This is a genomic window from Micromonospora sp. NPDC048830 (assembly GCF_043198215.1).
In the GTDB taxonomy this organism is placed as follows: Bacteria; Actinomycetota; Actinomycetes; order Mycobacteriales; family Micromonosporaceae; genus Micromonospora.
In genome coordinates this window covers 121,720-143,217 of sequence record NZ_JBICUP010000011.1, presented here as the reverse complement: position 1 = coordinate 143,217, position 21,498 = coordinate 121,720, and the positions used below count along the sequence as shown (strand labels likewise).

Genomic DNA, 21,498 nt, shown 5'->3' with positions numbered 1-21,498 from the left:
CCTCTCGTGCTCGCGCTACGGGCGGCTGGTCCGGTGGGCGGGCTCCGGTCCCCACGTCCAGCCGACGACGTACCGCCTCGGGGGCAGACCCTCGGGATTGGACACCTCTCGATGTGCAACCTGGTAGACACGGTCGCCGACCTCGACGGTCAGGGCGGCCGAGGTGGCGGCCACCACCCTGAACCGTCGCGGGTCGCTGGCCGGTCCGATGCCCTCCGCCTTGGCGGTGGCCTCCTTGGCGACCCGGAAGCGGGCGAACCACAGGCACCGGTCGCCGTCGCCGGCCGTCACCGAGTTGAGCATCCGTCGCTCTGGTTCCGACAGTGCGGACGCGACCGCGCTCTCCGGCGGCTCCGTGATCTCGGCGACGTCGATGCCGACGCCGGGGGCGCCGGGCGGCGCGTCAGGCTCGCGGGCCACGGCGATCGCAACCCCGACCTCGGCGACGCGGGCGAGTGAGACGTCCCAGTCACGGAAGCCGCGGCCGGGGCGTGGGCGCACCCGGGGGCGGCCGTTCGGGTCGTTCGTGACGGTCAGCTCGATCGGGTAGACATCGGTGTGGCCGCCCTCCCACAGCTGGAAGCGGACGGCGTCCTTGGCCGCGATCCGGCCGAGCAGCCACTGCTTGCGCGCCTTGGGCGGCTGCCGCTCGTAGTCGATGTAGCCCCTGTTGCCGAGGATGCCGCGCGCGGTCATGCCGCGGGTGACCAGGTCCGGCCAGCAGTCGAAGGCCATGGCCCAGCCCTCCGGCTGCCGCAGCGACATCGAGTGGCGCTCCGGGAAACGTTCCTCCGGCACGGTGGGGTGGCTCTTGAACCGCCGCTCGACGCAGCCCTCGAGCTGCGCCCACACCCGGCCGTCGAGGACGAGCTGGATGTCGAAGACGTGCTGCGCGTCGTCGGTCGACCGCGCGCGGGCGATGCACTCGAACGTCGTACCGGGAGCCGGCGGCGGCCCGAAGAACCGTGCGTGCCCGATCCCCACCGGCAGCGCCGAGTACGGCTGCGTCGTGACGATCCAGTTGGCCACCAGTTGGAACGTGCTGTCGAGCAGCCCACCGGGCGGGGACGGGGCGGCCAGGACGCCGCGGATGTGCCTGTCGCCGACGGCGTGCACCTTGGTCACGCCGCGGAACAGGGGGCCGTGGAACACGAACCGTTCGGCGTACATCTCCTCGGCGCTGATCCGCGGCGGCTGTTCCGTGGCGGGGTCGTGCTGCCAGACCGCCGGACGGTCGACCGGGTAGGCCGGTGCCACCTCGATCGTCGAACGGGCGTAGCTGCCGAAGGTCACCGCGAGTTGGCCGGGACCGGCGGGCTTGACCGTGATCTCGACGTCCTGCGGCGGCGCGGCGATGCACCAGAGGTTGAACCGGGCGCCGCGCACGCCGACGACCCGCATGCCGGGGGTCGCCTGCTGGGCGGCGTCCATCATGTGTTGTACGGCGGTGGTGCCCGGCACCACGGGCCAGCGGTCCTCCGGGTCGGGCCAGTCGTCGGGTTGCACGAAGAAGCAGTGGTCGCGCAGGTACGGCATCGTGTCGAGGGCGACCCGCAGGACCGTACGGTGGGCGTGCGGCGGTGGCATCGGCGACGGGTTCCCGCCGCCACCGCCGCCGACCGCGCCGTTCGGTGGGTCGGTCAACAGCGAGGCGAGTTCCGCGGCGGCGCTGGAGTGCCCGGTGAGACTGTGCAGCGTCGCCACAGCCGGCGAGCTCGACGCGCCGACAGGGGCCTGCGCGGGCACCGCCACCTGCGCGGGCACCGCCACCTGCGCGGGCACCGCCGCCTGCGGGGCCTCGGCGGCCTGCGGGGCCTCGGCGGCCTGCGGGGCCTCGGCGGCCTGCGGCGGGGACACGGAGACGCCGAGCAGCTTGTCGGCTCCCTCGCCGAAGCGGACCAGCGCGCCGCCGAGGTCGAGCCGCATGACCGGGCCACGGCGGGCGGGTTGGTCGGTGGCGGGCGCCGCGGCCCGGGCACGACCCGTGGACGTCGTGTCGAGGGCGTGCAGGTCCGGTGCGGCGCCCTCGACCCACAGCGCCGTGGCGACCCGGCGCAGTTGGTTCAGCCCGCCGCGATGCGCGACGTTGACCGGCATCGCGAGGTGGTCGCGGCCGCGCAGGTTGTCGGCGATGACCGAGGCGAGCTGCCCGGCGCCGACCTGCAGGAAGACCCGGATGCCGGCGTCGTACATGGCCGCGACGGTCTGCCGGAACCAGACCGGTTCGAGCATGTGCCGGGCGGAGACCTCCAGCACGCGGTCCGGCTCGGTGGGGAACGGCGCCTTGAGGGTGGTCGACCAGACGGGCACCCGGGCGGGTTGGACCTGCCAGCTGGGCAGGGCCGCGCCGATGGACTCCAGCCCGGTCGCGAACACCGGCGTGTGGAAGGCGGCGCGGAACGGCAGCTTCTGGCACAGGATGCCGTCGCCGCGTAGTGCTTCGACGAGGCCGTCGATCTCGTTCTCGGGCCCGTTGACGATGCACTGGGCGGGCGCGTTGTCGTGGGAGAGGACCACCCCCGGGTAGCGGGCGAGCCGTGGGGTGACCTGTTGCGCGGCCCCGCCGACAACGGCGAACGCGCGGCCGGGCGTCTCCACCGACGCCGAGTCGAACGTGGCGAGGAACCCGTCCATGGACGCTGGGCTGATCAGCCCGGTGGTGGCCGCGGCGGTCCACTCGCCGATGCTGTACCCGGCGACCGCGTGCGGGGTGATCCCGATGCGGTGCAGGGCGTCGTTGAGCAGCTTGCCGAGTTCGATCACGCCGGCGGCGTGCCGGCCGAGGTCGTCGGCGGACCATTGCTGGTCGGGCAGGCCGAAGTGCGCCGCGACGTCCGCGGTGCGCGGGCTGAACTCCGCCTCGATCCCGGGAAACACGAAGGCGAGCTGGCCTCGGGAGCCGTCGGCGAGCATCGGGGTGGGGCTGAACCAGATGTCGCGGGCGCCGCGCCAGGGCTGTCCCTTGGCGACGGCGCGTCGGGCGGTGGCGAGGCGTCTGGTGTCGGGGGCGACGACACCGAGCCGGCAGCGCTCGTCCGCCGGACCACGGGCGCCGGCGGGACCCGCCCCGCGGGCCCGGGCGGCGCCGAGGGCGCGTGCGGCGTGGTCGTCGGTGTCGAGCAGGCGGGCCAGTGCGGCCGGGTCGGGGGCGGCCAACCACAGCACCTCGTCGGGCTGTTCGACGGCCGCCGTGGCTTGGCCGGCCGCCGTCGCCGCGGGCGCCGGCACGGCGCGCGGCGCCGGCCCGGTCGTGCCCGTGCCGCCCCGACGGGACGCGAAGGCGTCCGGCGCCTCCTCCAGGATGATGTGGGCGTTGATGCCGCCGAAGCCGAAGGCGTTGACGGCGGCGCGGCGGGGTCCGTCACTCTCCCACGGGTGGGCGCCGCTGATCGGCGCGAACCGGGTACGCTCCAGCTCCGGCCGCGGAGTGTCGCAGTGCAGCGTCGGCAGCAGCACGCCGCGGTACACGGCCAGGGCGGCCTTGATCAGGGCTGCGCTGCCGGCCGCCGGCATGGTGTGACCGATCATCGACTTCACCGAGCCGATCACCGGTCGTACCCCGCCCCGGTGCGGGCCGAACACCTCGGCCACGGTGGCGAGCTCGACGGCGTCGCCCGTCGGCGTCGCGGTGCCGTGTGCCTCCAGCAGGCCGAGCGCGTCCGGGGCGGTCGGGTCCAGTCCCGCCGCCGCCCAGGCCCGCCGGACGGCCAGCACCTGCCCGGCGCTGGCCGGGTTGACCATGCTCGCGGCGCGCCCGTCGCTGGACCCTCCGCTGCCGCGGATCACCGCGTAGATCCGGTCGCCGTCGCGCCGCGCGTCGGTCATCCGCTTGAGTACGACGATTCCGGTGCCCTCGCCGATGAGCAGCCCGTCCGCCGCGCTGTCGAACGGCCGGATCTCGCCCCGCCGGGACAGCGCGCCGAGCTGGCTGAAGATCGACCAGAAACCGATGTCGTGCACGTGGTGCACGCCCCCCGCGAGGACCGCGTCGAGCCGGCCGCTGGTCAGCTCGGTGATCGCCTGGTCCACCGCGACCAGCGACGACGCGCAGGCGGCGTCCACCGTGTACGCCGGACCGCGCAGGTCGAGCCGGTTGGCCACCCGGGAGGCGACCAGGTTCGGCACCAGCCCGATCGTCCCCTCCGGCCGGTGCTCGCCGAGCCGCTCGTCGAACCTCTGCCGCACGGCCTCCAACCGGCTCTCCGGCAGGTCCGGGATCAGCTCCCGGAGCAGGTGGATCGTCTGGCTGGACATCCGCACCCGCAGGGCGTACCGGGCCGCGGCGGGGCTGATGCTGCCACCCCGACCGAGGATCACGCCGACGCGGTCACCGGCGGGCAGCCGGTCGCCGCCACCGGCGTCGTCGATGGCCGCGGCGGCCACCTGCAGCGCGATGAGCTGGTCCGGCTCAATGTCCGCGACGGACGCCGGCATGATGCCGAACCTCAGCGGGTCGAAGGTGGCGAAGTCGTCGACGAAGCCGCCGCGGCGGCAGTACACCCGGTCCGGCCGGTGCGCCTGCGCCGGGTCGTAGAACTCCGGATCCCACCGGTGCGGCGGCACCTGGGTGATCGCGTCGAACCCCTTGACCAGGTTGCGCCAGTAACTGTCGAGGTCACCCGCGCCGGGCAGCAGCGCGGCCATCCCCACGATCGCGATCTGGTCGCCGTGCAATCCGATCACCAGCCCGACGCGGCGTAGACGACGGCGGTGTCCGCAGGATCACCCCAGGCCAGCTCGCCCAGCAGGCTCAGCGCGCCGTCCTCGGGGTCGATCAGACGGATGCCGCGTCGGGCGTACGCCCGGCTCAGCTCCGCGGTGACCATGCCGCCGTGGCCCTCCACCGGCGCCCATGGTCCCCAGTGGACGGTCAGGCAGCGGTTGCCGGTGCGGGCCCTCCAGCGGGCGCCGATCGCCTCCAGGGCGTCGTTGGCCGCCGCGTAGTCGCTCTGGCCGCGGCTGCCGTACGTCGCCGCGATGCTGCCGTACAGCACCACGAACCTCGGCGGGTAGCGCAGGCCCTCCAGCGCGCCCAGCACCGCCTGAGCACCCGTCACCTTGGTGTCGAAGACCCGGGTGAACGACTGCGGATCCTTGTCGGCGATCAGCTTGTCCTCGATCACCCCGGCGGCGTACACCAGCCCGTCGATGCGGCCGTACTCGCCGTGGATCGCGGTGATCAGCTGCCTGGTCGCCTGCGCGTCACGTACGTCGAGGTTGTGGTAGCGCACCCGGGCTCCCCGCTCGCCCAGCTCCCGCACGGTGGCCTCGACCTCCCGGCCGGCCAGGATCTCCTGAGCCGTGCGGGCGATCGTCGCCGGGGAGCCGATGCCCTGGCCGGCGAGCGCCGCCCGCAGCGCCACCGCGTCGGTGGCCGCAGCCAACACCGGGTCCGGCGGACCCTGCGGCAGCGGGGTACGGCCGACCAGCTCGATGCGGCACCCGGCAGCCGTCGCGAGAGCACGTGCGAACCAGGAGGTGATGCCCCGCGCGCCGCCGACCAGCACGACCACCGAGTCGCGGTCCAGGCCGATCGCCCGGGCCTCTGCCACGCCGTCGCCGGCCGGGCCGGCGCCGCCGGCCGCCAGCGCCCCGAGACCCGCCGGCACCAGGTCGTACGCGCGCCGCCCGCCGTCGCCGCGGTGCACCACCGTCGCGTCGCTCTCGAGGAGCAACTCGTCGACGATCTGCTGGGCGAGTCCCTGCGCGGGTTCCGTGCGGTCGACGAGGACCAGCCGCGCCGTGGTCGACGGGTACTCCCGAGCGATGGTGCGGAACAGGCCGCCCAGCCCGTCCGCGCCGGCGCTCGGGGCGGCGACCGCGAACACCCAGCGCGGCCCGCCCGCCAGGGCCCGTTTGACCAACCCGAACGCGCCGGGCAGCAGCGGCGCCTGGCCACCGGCCAACCCGTCGAGCAGGACCAGTCCGTCCACGCCGTCGCCGGCTCCGGGCTCGGCTGCCGTGCCGGTGCGTACGGTCGCCCCGTGCCGGCGCAGCAACTCGACCACCTGACCGGCCACGGCACCGGAGCCGGTGACCGCGAACGTGGCACCCGCGAGCACCGTCGCCGGTCGCGTCGGCGCTGCCGGGACCGGAACCAACGTGGGGAGCATCCGAGTCGGCGCGACGCCCAGCCGCCCGTCCCCACCCGCCGGCGCCGCGCCGCCCGCTGCCGGCGCCGCCCGCGGCTCCTGGTCCTGGTGTCCCGTGGGGGTCGCCGCGGGCGGCGCCGTCCGCGGCTGTGCCGGGATCGTGGGCAGCGTCGCGGCCGGTGCCGGCCCGACGGGTGCGCCCGGGGGCGATGCCGGGACCCTCGCGGCCACGGCGCCGTTCACCCGGGTGGTGAGCAGGTCGAGCATCCCGCGCACGGTCCGGGCCTTGATCAGCTCCTCCAGCTCCGATTCGTCGCCCTCGGCCGACAACCCGAGCCGGGCGATCACCTCACCGGCCACCTCCGTCCGCTTGATCGAATCGATACTGAGATCGGCCTCCAGATCCAGATCGAGATCGATCAGGTCGACCGGGTAGCCGGTCCGCTCGCTGAGCACCGCCAGCACCACGGCCGGAAGGTCCGTGCCGGCCGGTATCGCGGCCGCGGGCGGTGCCGGTGCGCCGACCGCGCCGACGGGCCCGCCGGCTGGCGGCTGGAAGGGGGACGCGGCACCATCCGCCGGCGCGGTTGAAACGGCGGAGGTGGCGCCGGCGGCTGCCGAGGGGGCAGCGTCGGCGTCACCCGCCACCGGGGAGGTGACCGCATCGCTGACCCGGGTGGTGAGCAGGTCGAGCATCGCACGCACGGTCCGGGCCTTGATCAGCTCCTCCAGCTCCGACTCGTCGCCCTCGGCCGACAACCCGAGCCGGGCGACCACCTCACCGGCGACCTCCGTCCGCTTGATCGAATCAATGCTGAGATCGGCCTCCAGATCCAGATCGAGATCGATCAGGTCGACCGGGTAACCGGTCCGCTCGCTGAGCACCGCCAGCACCGCGCTCCGGAGGTCGATACCCGGCGGCTCCGCCACGACTGTGGCGGCCTGCGCGGCGACCGGCGCACCGCCGGTGTCGGGTGGCGGGACCGCCGGCGCCGTGACCGCCGGCGCCGTGACCGGTGTCGGCGCGACCGGTGTCGCCGTGACCGGTGTCGGCGCGACGGGTATCGGTGGGTTGACCGTGGCCGGCTGGCCCGGCACCCGCGGACCGGTCGGCGCCGGCGCCGGCGAGACGGGTACGGCGGTCTTCGTCCCGCCCGCCGCGACGCCTGGCGGCGCGGCCGCGTAATCATGGCCGAAAGGGGCCGCGTAATCAGGGCCGAAAGGGGCCGCCATGGCTGGCACCGGCGACCCCGGCGCCGGTGGACCCGCGGCGGTGCCGGCCGTGTCGACCGGCGAGCTCGCTGGGCGGTGCGTCTCCGGCGGCCGGGCGAGGGGTCCATCGCTGGTGCCGTTGCCCAGGTAGGCGAGCATGACGTCGCGCTGGGAGGCGATCATCTCCCGGTTGGTCCGGAGGAACTCCGCGAGCAGCTCGTCGGGGGTTTCCCGCCCGTTGCGATGAGCACGACCGTTGGCGGTGCGTTCGGTTGTTCCGGTCATGGACAACTCCTTGATGCGTCGTGGGGGCGTCATGCCGCCGGGGAGGCGGTTACCGTCGCGGTCACGGACAAGTTGCCCGTCCACCGTCCAGAAGGGGCGGCTGCCGGCCGCGGCCGCAGTGGCCTCGACGGTGTCGCGGCCATGCCACAGCCAGCCGGTCTGTACGGGCACACCGGCGCACGCCAGCTGCGCCACGGCGATGAGGAAGTCACGGAGCCCTTCGCCGGTACGCCGGTCGCAGGCGATGGCGAGGTGTGGCCGGTCGGCGAGGACGGCCTGGACGAGCCGGGTGAGCACCTGCCCGGGGCCGGCCTCGACGAAGGTGCGGGCGCCGGCGGCGTACATGGCTTCGATCTGTTCGACGAAGCGCACGGGGGCGCCGATCTGGGCGGCGAGTTCGTGCCGTACCCCGTCGGCGGCGGCGGGGTAGGCGGCGGCGGTGCGGTTGGACCAGACCGGGATGTCCGGCGGTGTGACCGGTTGGACGGCGAGCGCCTGCGCGAAGCGGTCCACGGCGGCGGCGACGAGCGGGCTGTGGAAGGCGCAGGCGACGTTGAGTCGGCGTGCCGTCAGGCCGGCGGCCTTCAGCGCGGTGACCGCCGCCTGCACCGCCGGAGTGGGGCCGGAGATCACCTGCTCGGTGGGGGCGTTCCGGTTGGCCAGGACGACCTGGTCGGCGAGACCGGCACCTGCCAGCACCTGGACGAGGCGTTCGGCGGTGGAGCCGACCGCCGCCATGGTGCCCGGATCGTCACCGGTGGCGCCGAAGATCGCATCGGCGCGTTGCCGGCTGAGCCGCAGCAGGGTCGACGGGTCGTAGGAGCCGGCGGCGCACAGCGCGACGAGTTCGCCGTAGCTGTGCCCGGCGGCGACGTCGGGACGGATGTTGAGCCGGCGTAGCAGGTGGTCCACGGCCAGTCCGCCGATGCCGAGCACCGGCTGGGCCATCCGGGTGCTGCGCTGCTGCTGGGCGCGCTCCGTGGTGGGATCGAACGCGGCCGGTGGGAACAGCACGTCCGCGCATTCCTCGCCGAGCTCGAGATACTGGCGCAGGTCGGGGAAGGTGACGAACAGCTCGGCCAACGCGCCGGGGTACTGGCTGCCCTGCCCGGGGAACAGGAACGCCACCTTCCCGCCGGCGGCGCCGGAACCCGTGGGCTGCTCCGGCGGCTGGATCAGTCCCTGTCCGGGGTCGTGCTCGCCGGCGAGCGCGCGGCGCAGCAGCAGATCGAGTTCGGCGGTCCCGCGGGCCACGATCGCGACCTGGACCGGGCCGGAGCGCAGGTCGGCCTGCGCCGCCGCCGTGGCGGCCAGGTCGCGTAGTCGCCACGGCCGGCCGTACGCGTCGGTGGCCTGCAGCGCGGCGGCCACCTGCCGCATGGCCCGGTGTGCCGCGGAGCGGTCGGGGCCGCGGAAGCAGAACAACTCCGCCGACCATTCCTGGCGGGCGTGGCGCGGCTCGGGCGTGTGTGCGTGCGCGGCGAGCACCACATGGTAGTTGGTGCCGCCGAAGCCGAACGCGCTGAGCCCGGCGATCCGCTCACCGGCCGGGGCGCTCCACGGGCGGGCCTTCGTGTAGAAGACGAACGGGCTGCGCCGCGGATCCCACACCGGGTTGGGCCGGGTCAGATTGATGGTCGGGGGTCTGACCCCGGTGTACAGCGCGAGCGCCGTCTTGATCAGACCCGCGAGTCCGGCCGCGCACTTCGTGTGGCCGATCTGCGACTTGACCGAGCCGAGCGCACAGCTGCCCGGCTGCGCACCCGACTCGACGAACAGCCGCGTCAGGGTCTCCAACTCGGTACGGTCCCCGACGATGGTGCCGGTACCGTGCGCCTCGATCAGCCCGACCTGCCGCGGGGAGATCCCGCTACGCGCGTACGCCCGGTCGAGCGCCCGGCGCTGCCCCTCGGCGCGCGGCGCGGTCAGGCCGAGGGCCCGCCCGTCGCTGGAGCTGCCGACCCCCTTGATGACCGCGTAGATCCGGTCGCCGTCGCGCTCGGCCTCGGCGAGCCGCTTGAGCACGACACACGCGACGCCCTCGCCGAGGGCGATGCCGTCGCCGGTGCTGTCGAACGCGCGCGACCGGCCGGTGGGCGACAGCGCGTGCGCCGAGCTGAACATCAGATAGTCGTTGATGCCGTTGTGCAGGTCGGCGCCGCCACAGATCATCAGGTCGCTGGTGCCCGCGGCCAACTCCTTGCACGCCGCGTCCAGGGCCGCCAGCGACGAGGCGCACGCCGCGTCGACGGTGAAGTTGGGTCCCCCCAGGTCCAGTCGGTTCGCCACCCGCCCGGTGATCACGTTGGCCAGCACGCCGGGGAACGAGTCCTCGGTGACCGTGGGCAGCTGGTCCTCCAGCTCCGCCGGCACCTCCCCCAGGTAGGTGGGCAGCATCATGCGCAGGTTCTGCGCGTGCGCCATGTCACTACCCACCTCGGCGCCGAACACCACCCCGGTACGGGAATGGTCGACGCCCGACGCGCACCCGGCGTCGAGGAGGGCCCGGCGTGCGACCTCCAGGGCCAGCAGCTGGGTCGGGTCGATGCTGGCCAACGCCGCCGGTGGAATGCCGTACCCGATCGCGTCGAACGGGATCGGCGCGATGAACCCGCCCCACTTCGACACGCTGAGCCGGCCCGCCTGTCGCGGCTCCACCTCGGACGCGTAGTAGGTGTCCACCGGCCACCGCCCGGCGGGCACCTCGGTGACCGCGTCGCGGCCACTGAGGATCGTCTGCCAGAAGCTGGCCAGATCCGGCGACTCCGGGAAGACGCAGGCCATACCCACGATGGCGACGTCCAGCGGCGGCACCGGCGCCCGTTCGGCCGCCTCGCCGCCCGGCCCGAGCGTCGCCGCCAGCGCCGCGACGCGCTCGGCGTGGAAGCGCTGGGCGCCCGTGGTCACTCCGGCGTGCAGGGCGGCCACGGTGGTCCGCGCGTCGCGCAGCACGGCGACCTGGCCCGCCATGAACAGGCCCTCGGCGTGCTGGCCCGCCTCGTCCACCGCGACCAGTTCGCCTCCCTCGCGCCGTCTGCCCTTGCTGGCGATCCGCAGCCGGCCGACGTTGAGCACCTCCAGCGACTCCCACACCCGCCGGCCGGCCACCCCTGCCGCGAGCAACTCGTGCCGGACCCGGTGGAAGTCGTCGACGTACGGGCTGTGCAGGCAGCGCGTCACGTGTCCGGGTGCGGTCTCCAGCACCGCCGTACCCGTCGCCGCGATCGCCTGACGCTGGAACAGCGGCTGGATCGCCCCACACTCGACCGCTTCCCGGGTGAACAGGTACGCGGTGCCCATCAGCACGCCCACCTGCACACCGCGCCGGGCCAGCGGCCCCGCCAACGCCGCCACCATCGCGGCCGAGCGCGCGTCGTGGATGCCACCGGCGAAGAGCACCTGCACCTGCGCGGCGGCCTTCGATCCGTCCGGAGCGCCGCCTGGCGGCGCGGAGGCGGAACTACGGCCGCCGGTCCCGGGCGGCGCGGAGGCGGAACTACGGCCGTCGGTCCCGGGCGGCGCGCCGTCGAGGAACTCCTCCAACGCCAGTGCCTGCGCCTCCCACAACGAAAAGCTCGTCCGCGGCCCCACGTGCCCACCACACTCGGCGCCCTCGAACACGAACCGCCGCGCCCCGGCGCGCAGGAACTGGCGCAGCAACCCCGGCGACGGCACGTGCAGGAACACGTTGATGCCGTCGGCTTCCAGGGCCTTGGCCTGCGCAGGCCGGCCCCCCGCGATGATCACCACCGGCGGCCGGGCCTCGCGCACCGCCGCGAGCTGCGCCGCCCGCACCTCTTCGGGGGCGAAGCCGAGGATGCCCACCCCCCAGGGGCTCCCGCCCAGGGCCTGCACGGCCTCCCGCAGCATCCGCCGGGACTGTTCGCCGCCGGCGAGAGCGAGCGCGATGAACGGCAACGCGCCGTCACCGGCTACCGCCGCCGCGAACCCCGCCACGTCGCTGACCCGCGTCATCGGCCCCTGCGCCACCGGGATCCGCACGCCCAACGCCCGCGCCAGCGGCGCGCCCGGCGCCAGCGACCCACCCGCCGCGGCGTCCCCGACGGCATCCGCGATCCCCGCGCGGATGCCGCGCACCGCGTCAGCCGTCCCCCGCCAACGCTGCCGGAACACCGCGGCCAACCAGCCGTCCTCACCGACCGGCAGCAACTCACCGGCGCCGTCCGGCCGGCCGTCGCGGCGCACCCCCCGCACGCCGTCACGCAGCACCGTCTCCGAGCCGTCCATCCGCCCGATCACGGCCCGCACGTCCTCCGGCAGGTCCGACTCCGGCATCAGCGCCAACTGGCTGTCCAACACCACCCCGGCCGCGCCACCCACCACACACGCGGCCGCCGTCCGCGGCCCGATCCCGCCGGCCACCCACACCGGCAGGTCCAGTGCCTCGTCAGCCAGCAACTGCTGCAACAGGACGAACGAGCTCAGCTCACCGACCCGTCCGCCCGCCTCCGAACCGCGCGCGATCAACCCGTACGCGCCGCTCGCCGCCGCCGTACGCGCCTCCGTGCCGCTTGTCACCTCCACCAGCACCCGATGGCGCTCCGCCGCCTCCCGCAGCGGCCACGATCCGTCCGCCGGCAGCACGAGGAGACTCACCCGGTCCTGCGCGGCGCGCGCCACGTCGGCCGCCGTCGCGGCACAGCCCGCGGGCACCCGCACCCCGATCGGCCCCGCCGAGCTCGCCGCCGCCCGCTCCAGCGCCCGCAGCGTCGGGCGGTCGCCCCGGGCCAGGTCGAACACGCCGAGCCCACCGCCTGCACCGGCGGCCGCCACCATCCGCGGACTGGGCTCAACCGCACCACAGGGATTGATTACGATCACCAAATTGCGACTGGCGGGTGCGGTACTCATCGAACTCCCGTCGATTGGGTCAGGCGCGCCGGGTTCCTGGGCTGATCAGCCCCGCATGGCAGCGCTACGGATCCGCACGACCGAGTTAACGGTGCGTCGCGCCCGTCGTCTGGGTGTCACCTCAGCGATGTTCGCCGCGCCCCGTCACGACCGCGTCACCGTCGGGGTATGCGGAGTTACCTCACCTTTTGCCACCCCTGATGGCCGGCGGGCCCTCGCGTCACCGCAGGACTCACTCGCCCGAGAAGTGTAGGTATTTGACCTTTTGACCGACTAAGCCCGATTTGTCTGATAGAACCGGTTTCAGTCTCACGTTCACGTTGACTCGGAGGAATCGAGGACCAACGACATCTGCCCCGCCCACGCCCGAAGTCCGGACGCCAGCCGCCCGACGCATCGCCGCCCTACGAACCTAAGGACCATCTATGGATAGGACCCGGCTCCTTACCCGGTCTCTGCTCCCCGCCGCCATCCTGGCGACCATGCCGCTGCTCGCCGCCGTACCGACGGCCCACAACCGCTCCAGAACGGATGCGTTGGGACACACACTCGCGTTCGCGGACCAACCACCCCTGACGGACGGGTCGACGGCACCGGCGTCCCCCGAACCGGAACTCCTGGCCAAGGCCGCGCCGGACGAGTGCTTCGCCGGCATCGGCAAGCCGTATCCACCCGGGCCGCCGTGCAGGGTCGGGGTACCGAAGGTGAACCAGTCGTACGTGTGGGGCCTGACCAGGTCGGGCGACAAGCTCTGGTTCGGGACGGCCCCCAACGTCCACTGCCTCACCGCGGGGACGGGCCTCAAGCAGACCAAGCCGGTCGAGACCGACGACTACGTCTGCGAGTACGGCAAGAGTCAGCTGCGGAAGTTCAACCCCCTGCTGCCTGCGGCAGGGGGAGACTGGCGGCCACCGGACGTGTTCCTCTACGACACGCGGACGCGGCAACTGACAGACAAGAGGAGCGACATCGGCAACGCGTCCGCGCTGGACCGGCTGCGGTTGAACTCCACGGTGGGGATCCGGGCCGCCGGCTCCCACCGGGGCGTCGTGCTGCTCGGGGGACCAGCTCTCGTCGGCATCAACCTGTTCGCCTTCGACGGCGAGTCGGGCCGGTTCCTCGGATCGACGACTCTCGCCCGATACGGCAACATCCGGAACTTCGTGGTCGCTGACGACGCTCTCTACGCCGGCGTCGGCGTGGGGCCCGACGGCCTGGGCGGGGGCGCGGTGCTGCGCTGGACCGGTACCAGGTCCGACCCGTTCAGGTTCGAAGTGGTGGGGAATCTGCCGGGACAGGTCTCGGACATCACCGCGCACGAGGGACGAATCGCGGTCATCACCTGGCCCAGCGCCAGTGTCCGCGGCCGAGTTCCCGGCGTGTGGCTGAGCCCGCGCCTGCCGGACGGAGAGTCCGGCCTCACTTCCGCCGACGCCAAGAGCTGGAGCCAGGTGTGGAACGTGACCAGGTACGAGCCGGACCCCGTCGTGGCCGGGACGTACGCCCTCGGCGGGCTCGCCTCGTACGGCGGTTACCTCTACTGGGGGACGATGCACATACCGCTGAAGAGCACCCAGGCGCACAAGAAGCGCTACGAGCCGGAGCGTACGCAGGCAAGCCCCGTCGCGGTGCGGAACACGCAGCGCACGGCGAGCATCTTCCGGGCCGGCAACGTCGACTCCGCCTGCGCCTGCAAGGGCAAGGGCAAGGGCAAGGCGTCGGTCGAGCTTCTGTACGGCGAGTCGAAACTGCCGGCATTCGATCCGAAGGCCAACGGCGGGGCGGGCGGGTGGCGGCTGACCCCGACCGGGTACACGCCCAAGTTCGGCGCGGCGGGATTCGGTAACGGCTACAACAACTACATCTGGAAGATGGTGGTGGCCGGCGGCTCGCTGTACATCGGCACCATGGACTGGAGCTACCTGGCCAGGACGTCGCGCAGCGAGGTCAAAGCCACGCTCGGCGCCGCCGACGCCTCGTCGTACGGCGCGGACCTGTGGGCGTTCGACAACCCGAACGGGCCTGCCAAGCCCGTGGACACCACCGGGCTCGGCAACTACCTCAACTACGGGATCCGCACCATGGTGGCCGACGATTCGGCCCTCTACCTCGGCATGGCGAACCCGATGAACCTGCGGACCGACAAGGAGGATGATGTCCCGGAGGGCGGTTGGGAGCTGATCCGGCTGTCCCTGGCCGCCGCCAACCGCTCCACCGCCGGAACGGGGCGACCGGCCCCGCCCGGAGGTGCCTGCGGAAAGTGACGAGCCCGTTCGGGGCGTGGCCGGTCGGTGCGGAGCGCCGACCGGCCACCGCCGCCGACGACGAGCACCGCGAGGGGAGACATCAGATGGACCGGCGAACCACGAGGGCGGCCACCGTCAGGCGTACCGCGTCAACGGTGGCGGTGGCCGCCGCGCTCGTCCTCACCGTGCTGATCGGCTGCGACGTGACACGTCCGCCGCGGCGGGACGCCGCCGTACCGGCCACACCGCACGCGACCGCGCCGACCGCGTCCGGCCCCCGAAGCCCGGTCGCCACGGGATCGTCCGCCCACAGCATCACGGTGGCCGGCAGGAAGCGCACGTTCCGGCTGTACCGGCCGGCCAGGCTGCCGCTGTCCGCGCCGGTACCGCTGGTGGTGATGCTGCACGGCGCCCTTGGCAACGGTCGCCAGGCGGAGACGGCGTACGGATGGGACGCCGTGGCGGACCGTGAGGGGTTCGTGGTCGCGTACCCGGACGGGCTCCACCGGTCCTGGGCGGTGAGCGCCCACTGCTGCGGGCGGCCGGCCCGTGACGGCGTCGACGACACGGCGTTCATCGTCGCCACGGTGGCCGACGTCTCCGCCAAGGCGCCGATCGACCCGAACCGGACCTATGCCGCCGGGATATCCAACGGCGGGATGCTCGCCTACCGGTTGGCCTGCGAAACCACCACGTTCGCCGCGATCGGGGTGGTGGCGGGAAAGCTGCTCGGGTCCTGCCCGTCGCCGGCACCGATCTCCCTGATCCACGTCCATGGCACAGCCGACGACGTGGTCCCGTACGACGGCCGGCCGGGGAAGCTGGACAACGGCGGGGTCGGTGCGCGTCCCGTCAAGATCGACGGCGGACCCGTCGCCGACCAGATCGCCCGGTGGCGCGAGATCGCGCGGTGCGCCGCGCCGGAGGTGCGTACCGCCGGAGCCGTCACCACGTCGACCGCCCGCTGTCCGGACGGGCGCGACGTCGAGCTGATCACCATCGCCGACGCGGGGCACCAGTGGCCGGGCGCGTCGCCGGCGGCGGTGGAGCGCCTGCTCGGGCTGGACCCGCCGTCAACGGCGCTGGCCGCCACCGAGTCGATCTGGCGCTTCTTCGCGAACCACCCGCGCAACAGCTGAGCCGGAGCCGCGGCTGCCATTACCCGCGGCGCCGACGCGCGAGAGAGACGGTGAGGTCGGCGGCGACCTCGACGGTCTCGGGAAGGACCTGCATGCTCCGGCGGTACGCCTGCTCTCGCGCGGAGGGCGGCAGTTCGAGATAGGCCGAGACGGTCGACAGCAGGCCGACGTAGTCGCGGGTGCTCATCGTCATGCGCCGCTCGATCACGGACTGCCGAACGTCGGCGAACCACTCGGACCGTTGGAGCTCCGTACCCGGCCACTGCATGTGATGTCCCGGAGGCGTCCCGTCCGGAGACGGCACCTCGTCGCTCTCCGACGACGACCCGGTCCCCGTCGGATCTCGGAGAGCAGCCCGGTGTCCCAGCCCCGGTGGCCTATGGTGAGAGGCCGGAGGGGCCGCCGTCGTCGTCGCCTGTCGGGGCGAGGCGGACGTCCCGCTGAACCGGCAGGAGCCTTCACGTTGTTCGGCACGAAAGGTGGACCGATGACCGGGAAGACGTACGCCGAAACGTTCGCCGTGCCGAGCGGGAACGTACGCGACGTCGACAACCGCTGAGATGGACTGGGCCGGATGGGCGCTGTTCGGTTTGGTCGCCACCGTGGCGCTCACCGCAGCGCTGATCGCCGCCCAGCTGGGCGGCCTCACCCGGCTCGACCTTCCCCTGGTGCTCGGGACCCTCGTCACCGAGGATCCCGACCGGGCCCGGATCGTCGGGTTCTTCATCCATCTCTGCGCCGGCCAGGGCTTCGCCCTCGGTTACGCGGCCGCGTTCACCCTGCTGCACCGCGCCACCTGGTGGATCGGGGCGCTGTTCGGGATGCTCCACGTCGGGATCGCGCTGACGGTGCTCCTGCCGCTGCTTCCGGGTGTCCACCCGCGGATGGCCTCGCAGCGGGCGGGCCCGGCCAGCACCGCCGTGCTGGAGCCGCCCGGCCTGTTCGCCCTCAACTACGGGATCCAGACTCCCGCCGTCGCAGCCGTCGTCCACGTCATGTACGGCGCCGTCCTCGGACTGCTCCTCAAGGCCGCTTGACCCACGGCCCGCGACCGTCTCCACCGCCGCGCTCACCGGGGCCCCCCGCGACGTGTCGGGACGCGGTCCCATGACCGACGGGCCGGACGCCACACGCCCCCGGTCCCCGACGCCGATCAGCGACTACGGGCTGCTGGGCGATACCCGCACCGCCGCCCTCGTGGCCGGTGACGGCGGGATCGACTGGCTCTGCGTGCCCCGCTTCGACGGCGAACCCCTGTTCGGCCGGCTGGTCGGGGGCCCGGACGCGGGAACGTTCCGGGTCGGCCCGGCGCGGCCGGCGCCGGTCGTCGAACGACGCTACCGACAGCACACCGCCACACTGACGACGACCTGGGCGGTAGGCGCCAGCCGCCTCACCCTCACCGAGGCCATGGTGGCCGAGATCAGCGGCCGCCTGCTGCCCGCGACGCTGATCGTGCGGCGGCTGTCGGCCGAGGTGGGAGCGGTCGACGCCGTCGTCGAGTTCGACCCCCGCCTCGGCGCACGACACCGCCGCCCCCGGGTCCACCACCGGCGCCAGGCCCTGGTGTGTGGGTGGGGGTCGCTCGCGGTCTCGCTGGGCAGCGCGCCCGAACTCGCCATCGAGCCGGGCCGGCCCACCAGGATCACGATCAGGCCAGGCCAGGCGGTCACCCTCGTGCTGGCCGTGGCCCATCGCGAACCGCTGATCCACGTCGAGCCGGCGGCAGCCTGGGAACTACTCCTCGAGGACGAGCAGCGGTGGCGGACCTGGACCGCCGAGATCGACGAGTCGCTGCCCTTCCGGGAGCACGTCGTACGAAGCCTGCTGACCCTACGGCTGTTGACCTACTCGCCCTCGCAGGCCCCGGTGGCCGCACCCACGACGTCACTGCCCGAGGATCCGGGCGGCATACGGAACTGGGACTACCGCTACGTCTGGCCCCGGGACGCCAGCATCGGCGTCAGTGCCTTTCTCAGCGTCGGGAAACCGGACGAGGCCCACGGCTTTCTCGCGTGGCTGTTGCACGCCAGCCGGCTGGAGCGGCCACGCCTGCCGGCGCTGCTCACCCTCCACGGCCGCCACGTACCGGCGGAACGTGCCCTGCCCGGCTGGCCCGGCTACCTCGACAGCGCCCCGGTGCGGGTCGGCAACGGCGCCGCCGGCCAACACCAGCTCGACGGCTACGGCTGGGTGATCGACGCCGCCTGGGCGTTCGCGCAGGCGGGGCACCGCCTGTACCCGGAGACGTGGCGGGCGGTGCGCGGCTTCGCCGACGTGGTCGCCCGTCGCTGGCGGGAGCCCGACGCCGGAATCTGGGAGGTCCGGGCGCCCGCTCAGCACGTACATTCCAAGCTCATGGGCTGGCTCGCCCTGGACCGGGCCCTGCGCATCGCCGACACGCACCCCCTGTCGGATCGCCAACGCCGACGCTGGCGGGAGGCCCGAGATGCCATCGCCGCCGAGGTCCGGACGCGCGGCTTCGACCCGACGGCGGGCAGCTACGTCCGCTGCTACGGCTCCCAGGACCTCGACGCGGCCCTGCTCGTCCTGCCGCTGCTGGGCATGGACAGCGTCGGGTCGTCCCGGGTGCACGGCACCATCGACGCCGTTCGGGACAGGCTCTCTGCCGGCGGCCCACTCCTCTACCGCTACCCCCCGGGACGGGACGGCTTCCCCGGCACCGAGGGGGCGTTCCTGCCCTGCTCGTTCTGGCTCGTCCAAGCCCTCGCCCGCACCGGACGCCGCGGCGAGGCGGTCGAGGTGTTCCAGACCATGCTCGGCCACGCCAGCCCGCTCGGCCTCTACGCCGAGGAACTGGACCCCGCGACCGGCGCCCACCTCGGCAACTACCCCCAGACGCTGACCCACGCCGCGCTCGTCCAGGCCGCACTCGCGATTCGGGACGCCCCCGCAGCCGATCCTGGATCCGCGTGACTGCCGGAAAAGGCGCCGCGCCCGCCGGGGCACGGCGCCGGGTTCCGATGCGTGTGGCGCGACGGATCAGGGGATGAGCGCGTGCAGGGGCACACTCGGGTCGGCGAGCCGGGCCAGGTCCACCTCCCGGCCGGCCCAGCCGGCGCGCACCAGGGCCTGGATGTCGTTCTGCACATCCCAGACGTTCACGTTCATGCCGGCGAGCACCCGGCCGGCCGACACCCAGAACGCGAGGAACTGCGGGGGTGCGCCGTCGCGGATGGTCGCGTCGCCGCGGAAGACCACGTGGTCGTAGCCGCCCGGTTCGACCCAGCCCGCGTACTCCATGCCCAGGTCGTACTGGTCGGTGAAGAAGTACGGGACCCGGTCGTAGGTCACGGGTTCGCCGAGCATGGCACGGGCGGCGGCCTTGCCACCGTTGAGGGCGTTGGACCAGTGCTCGACCCGGATCCGCTTGCCGAGCAGCGGGTGGGCGAGCGCGGCGACGCCCTCGCCGTCGGCCCGGAAGCCACGCACCCCGACGTCGAAGCGGAACGTGACGCCGTGCGCGCGGTGCAGGGCGGCGAACAGGGCGGCGACGTCGTCGCCGAGGATCCGGCGCAGCGGCGCCCGATCCACCTCCACCACGGTCACGTCCGCGCCGTGGTGACGGGCGGCAGCCGCGGCTTCCAGGCCGATCCATCCTGCGCCGACCACCACCACCCGCCGCGCCGTGGGCAGGTCGGCGAGCAGCGCGTCGGCGTCGGGCAGGGTGCGCAGGTACCGCACTCCGGGTAGGTCGGCGCCGGGCACGTCGAGGCGGCGTACCCGCGACCCGGTGGCCAGCAGCAGCTTGTCGTAGTGCACCGGGTCCCGGCCGGACAGCAGGACGGTGTGGGCGGCCCGGTCGAGCCCGGTGGCTCGTACCCCGAGCAGCAACTCCACCCCGAAGGTGTCGTACCAGTCGGGCTCGTGCACGTACGCCTTGTCCCGCGGGTCGGCGCCGAGCAGGTAGCCCTTGGACAGCGGCGGTCGCTCGTACGGCCGCTCGGTGTCCTCGCCGATGAGCAGGATCCGGCCGGCGAACCCGGCGGTACGCAGCTCCTCGGCGGCTTTCGCGCCGGCCAGCGATGCCCCGACGATGACGTGGACGGGCGAGTCAACCACGGTGAACTCCTCAGCAGACAGCGGTCAGCCGGCGCGCAGGCCGGCCAGGGCGAAGAACTCCGCGCGTGAGCGCGGATCGTCGCGCAGCGTGCCCAGCAGGCTGGACGTGACGGTGGTGGCACCCACCGCCCGCACGCCGCGCAGGGTCATGCACAGGTGCTCGGCCTCGACGACCACCCCGACACCCTTCGGTTTCAGGTGTTCGGTGAGCCATTCCGCGATCTGCTTGGTCAGCCTCTCCTGCACCTGGGCGCCGTGCGCGAACAGCTCCACCACCCGGGCGAGCTTCGACAGGCCCAGGATCCGCGCGCCGGGCAGGTAGCCGACGTGCGCGACGCCGACGAACGGCAGCAGGTGGTGCTCGCACACCGACCGGATCGGAATGGACCGCGCCACGACCAGCTCGTCGTAGTCCTCGTCGTTGTCGAACGTGGTCAGCGCGAACTCGCGTGGGGTCAGCAGCTCCGCGTACGCGCGGGCCATCCGCCCGGGCGTGGCGGCCAGCCCGTCGCGGTCCAGGTCGACTCCGAGAGCGGTCAGGAACTCCGCCGCCGCTCGCTCCGCGGCGGCCAGGTCACGCGCGGGCCGCTGCCGGGCCACCCGCATCGGGGTCATCGTCATGTCAGCTGCCACCCACGCCCGACGCCGCCAGCAGCACCGGCTGCTTCACCTGTTCGCACGGGCGCATGGCCCACCCCCAGCATTTTCACCAACGGACGCTACAGATAATGCTCATCCTGCACCCCGCGCCGACGAATTTCAACAGCAGGAGCTGGTGATAACGTCGGGTTGTGACTGTGGACGACCCGTGGACCGGCGTGAGCGCCCTGGTCGACCCGTCCCGGCGAGCCCTCTACGACTACGTGCGCCGCGCCGGCCACCCGGTCAGCCGGGAAGAGGCCGGCGACGCCACCGGCATGTCCCGGGGCCTGGCCGCGTTCCACCTCGACAAGCTCGTCGGCGCCAGCCTGCTCCGAGCCACGTACCAGTCACCCCCCGGCCAACTCCGCGGCCGGGGCCGCTCGCCGAAGGTCTACGAACCCGCCGGCGAGGGGATCGCGGTGACCATCCCCGAACGCCGCTACCAGCTCATCGCGGAGATCCTCGCCGCCGCCGTCGACGACGATCCCGCCCACGCGGGCCGAGCGGCCGGCCAGCATGCCCACGAACGCGGACGAGCCCTCGGCACCGCACTCGCCGCCGACGGGACCGACCTCACCACGGCACTGACCCACCTCGGTTTCGAACCCCACCCCACCGCCGACCGGATCCTGTTGCACAACTGCCCGTTCCACGCCCTGGCCGCCCGCCACACCGCCCTCGTGTGCGGGCTCAACCACGCCTTCCTCACCGGCCTGCTCCACGGGCTGGGCGCCACCGACCGGCGCGCCCTCCTCGCACCCCGCCCCGGCCGCTGCTGCGTCGAACTCCCCTCCGGGCGGCCCTGAGGCAGCACCTCGCCGCGGCCGTCGCCGCCGGGGGGCGGCCGCCACGTCTTGATCGACTCAATGTCGGCGACACAGGGGTGTCCGAGCCCTCCGGATGCCGCCATGTCGGCGACATGGCGGC

The 21,498-nt window shown here is 73.5% G+C and carries 10 protein-coding genes; 5 read left to right on the top strand and 5 right to left on the bottom strand.

Annotation, left to right across the window (positions count from 1 at the left end; translation table 11 throughout):
- Positions 1-15: 15 nt before the first annotated feature.
- Both ACGFIZ_RS12890 and ACGFIZ_RS12885 read right to left on the bottom strand, forming a co-directional pair.
- Positions 16-4,683 carry a beta-ketoacyl synthase N-terminal-like domain-containing protein gene (locus ACGFIZ_RS12890; protein ID WP_393418751.1) on the bottom strand — a complete coding sequence of 1,556 codons (4,668 nt, stop codon included), beginning with the start codon at positions 4,681-4,683 and terminating at the stop codon, positions 16-18.
- Positions 4,680-12,386: an SDR family NAD(P)-dependent oxidoreductase gene (locus ACGFIZ_RS12885; protein ID WP_393418749.1), complete on the bottom strand. Its 7,707-nt coding sequence runs from the start codon at positions 12,384-12,386 to the stop codon at positions 4,680-4,682. Before ACGFIZ_RS12885 ends, ACGFIZ_RS12890 begins: the two co-directional genes overlap by 4 nt.
- A 500-nt stretch (positions 12,387-12,886) precedes the next feature.
- Between ACGFIZ_RS12885 and ACGFIZ_RS12880 the strand changes: the two genes are divergently transcribed.
- Entirely contained in the window at positions 12,887-14,725 is a 1,839-nt protein-coding gene (locus tag ACGFIZ_RS12880) for a hypothetical protein (RefSeq protein ID WP_393418747.1), read from the top strand.
- Entirely contained in the window at positions 14,722-15,846 is a 1,125-nt protein-coding gene (locus tag ACGFIZ_RS12875) for an alpha/beta hydrolase family esterase (RefSeq protein WP_393418745.1), read from the top strand. The genes ACGFIZ_RS12880 and ACGFIZ_RS12875 overlap by 4 nt, the downstream gene beginning before the upstream one ends.
- 19 nt (positions 15,847-15,865) lie before the next feature.
- Here the strand turns inward: ACGFIZ_RS12875 and ACGFIZ_RS12870 are convergent, their stop codons facing one another.
- Complete coding sequence (locus ACGFIZ_RS12870) at positions 15,866-16,039, bottom strand: hypothetical protein (RefSeq protein ID WP_393418743.1); 174 nt, start codon at positions 16,037-16,039, stop codon at positions 15,866-15,868.
- 367 nt (positions 16,040-16,406) lie between these two features.
- Here ACGFIZ_RS12870 and ACGFIZ_RS12865 point away from each other — a divergent pair, with 367 nt between their 5' ends.
- Complete coding sequence (locus ACGFIZ_RS12865) at positions 16,407-16,883, top strand: hypothetical protein (protein ID WP_393418741.1); 477 nt, start codon at positions 16,407-16,409, stop codon at positions 16,881-16,883.
- Positions 16,884-16,953: 70 nt separating this feature from the next.
- Positions 16,954-18,783: a glycoside hydrolase family 15 protein gene (locus ACGFIZ_RS12860; protein WP_393418739.1), complete on the top strand. Its 1,830-nt coding sequence runs from the start codon at positions 16,954-16,956 to the stop codon at positions 18,781-18,783.
- A 66-nt stretch (positions 18,784-18,849) separates the two neighbouring features.
- On the opposite strand, the gene ACGFIZ_RS12855 is transcribed toward ACGFIZ_RS12860, so the two are convergent.
- Complete coding sequence (locus ACGFIZ_RS12855; RefSeq protein ID WP_393418737.1) at positions 18,850-19,929, bottom strand: NAD(P)/FAD-dependent oxidoreductase; 1,080 nt, start codon at positions 19,927-19,929, stop codon at positions 18,850-18,852.
- 24 nt (positions 19,930-19,953) lie between these two features.
- A complete protein-coding gene (gene folE, locus ACGFIZ_RS12850; RefSeq protein ID WP_393418735.1) occupies positions 19,954-20,550 on the bottom strand; it encodes a GTP cyclohydrolase I FolE in 597 nt (198 codons plus the stop codon).
- Between the two features lie 170 nt (positions 20,551-20,720).
- Here folE and ACGFIZ_RS12845 point away from each other — a divergent pair, with 170 nt between their 5' ends.
- Positions 20,721-21,377 carry a helix-turn-helix transcriptional regulator gene (locus tag ACGFIZ_RS12845; protein ID WP_393418733.1) on the top strand — a complete coding sequence of 219 codons (657 nt, stop codon included), beginning with the start codon at positions 20,721-20,723 and terminating at the stop codon, positions 21,375-21,377.
- The last annotated feature ends 121 nt before the right edge of the window (positions 21,378-21,498 follow it).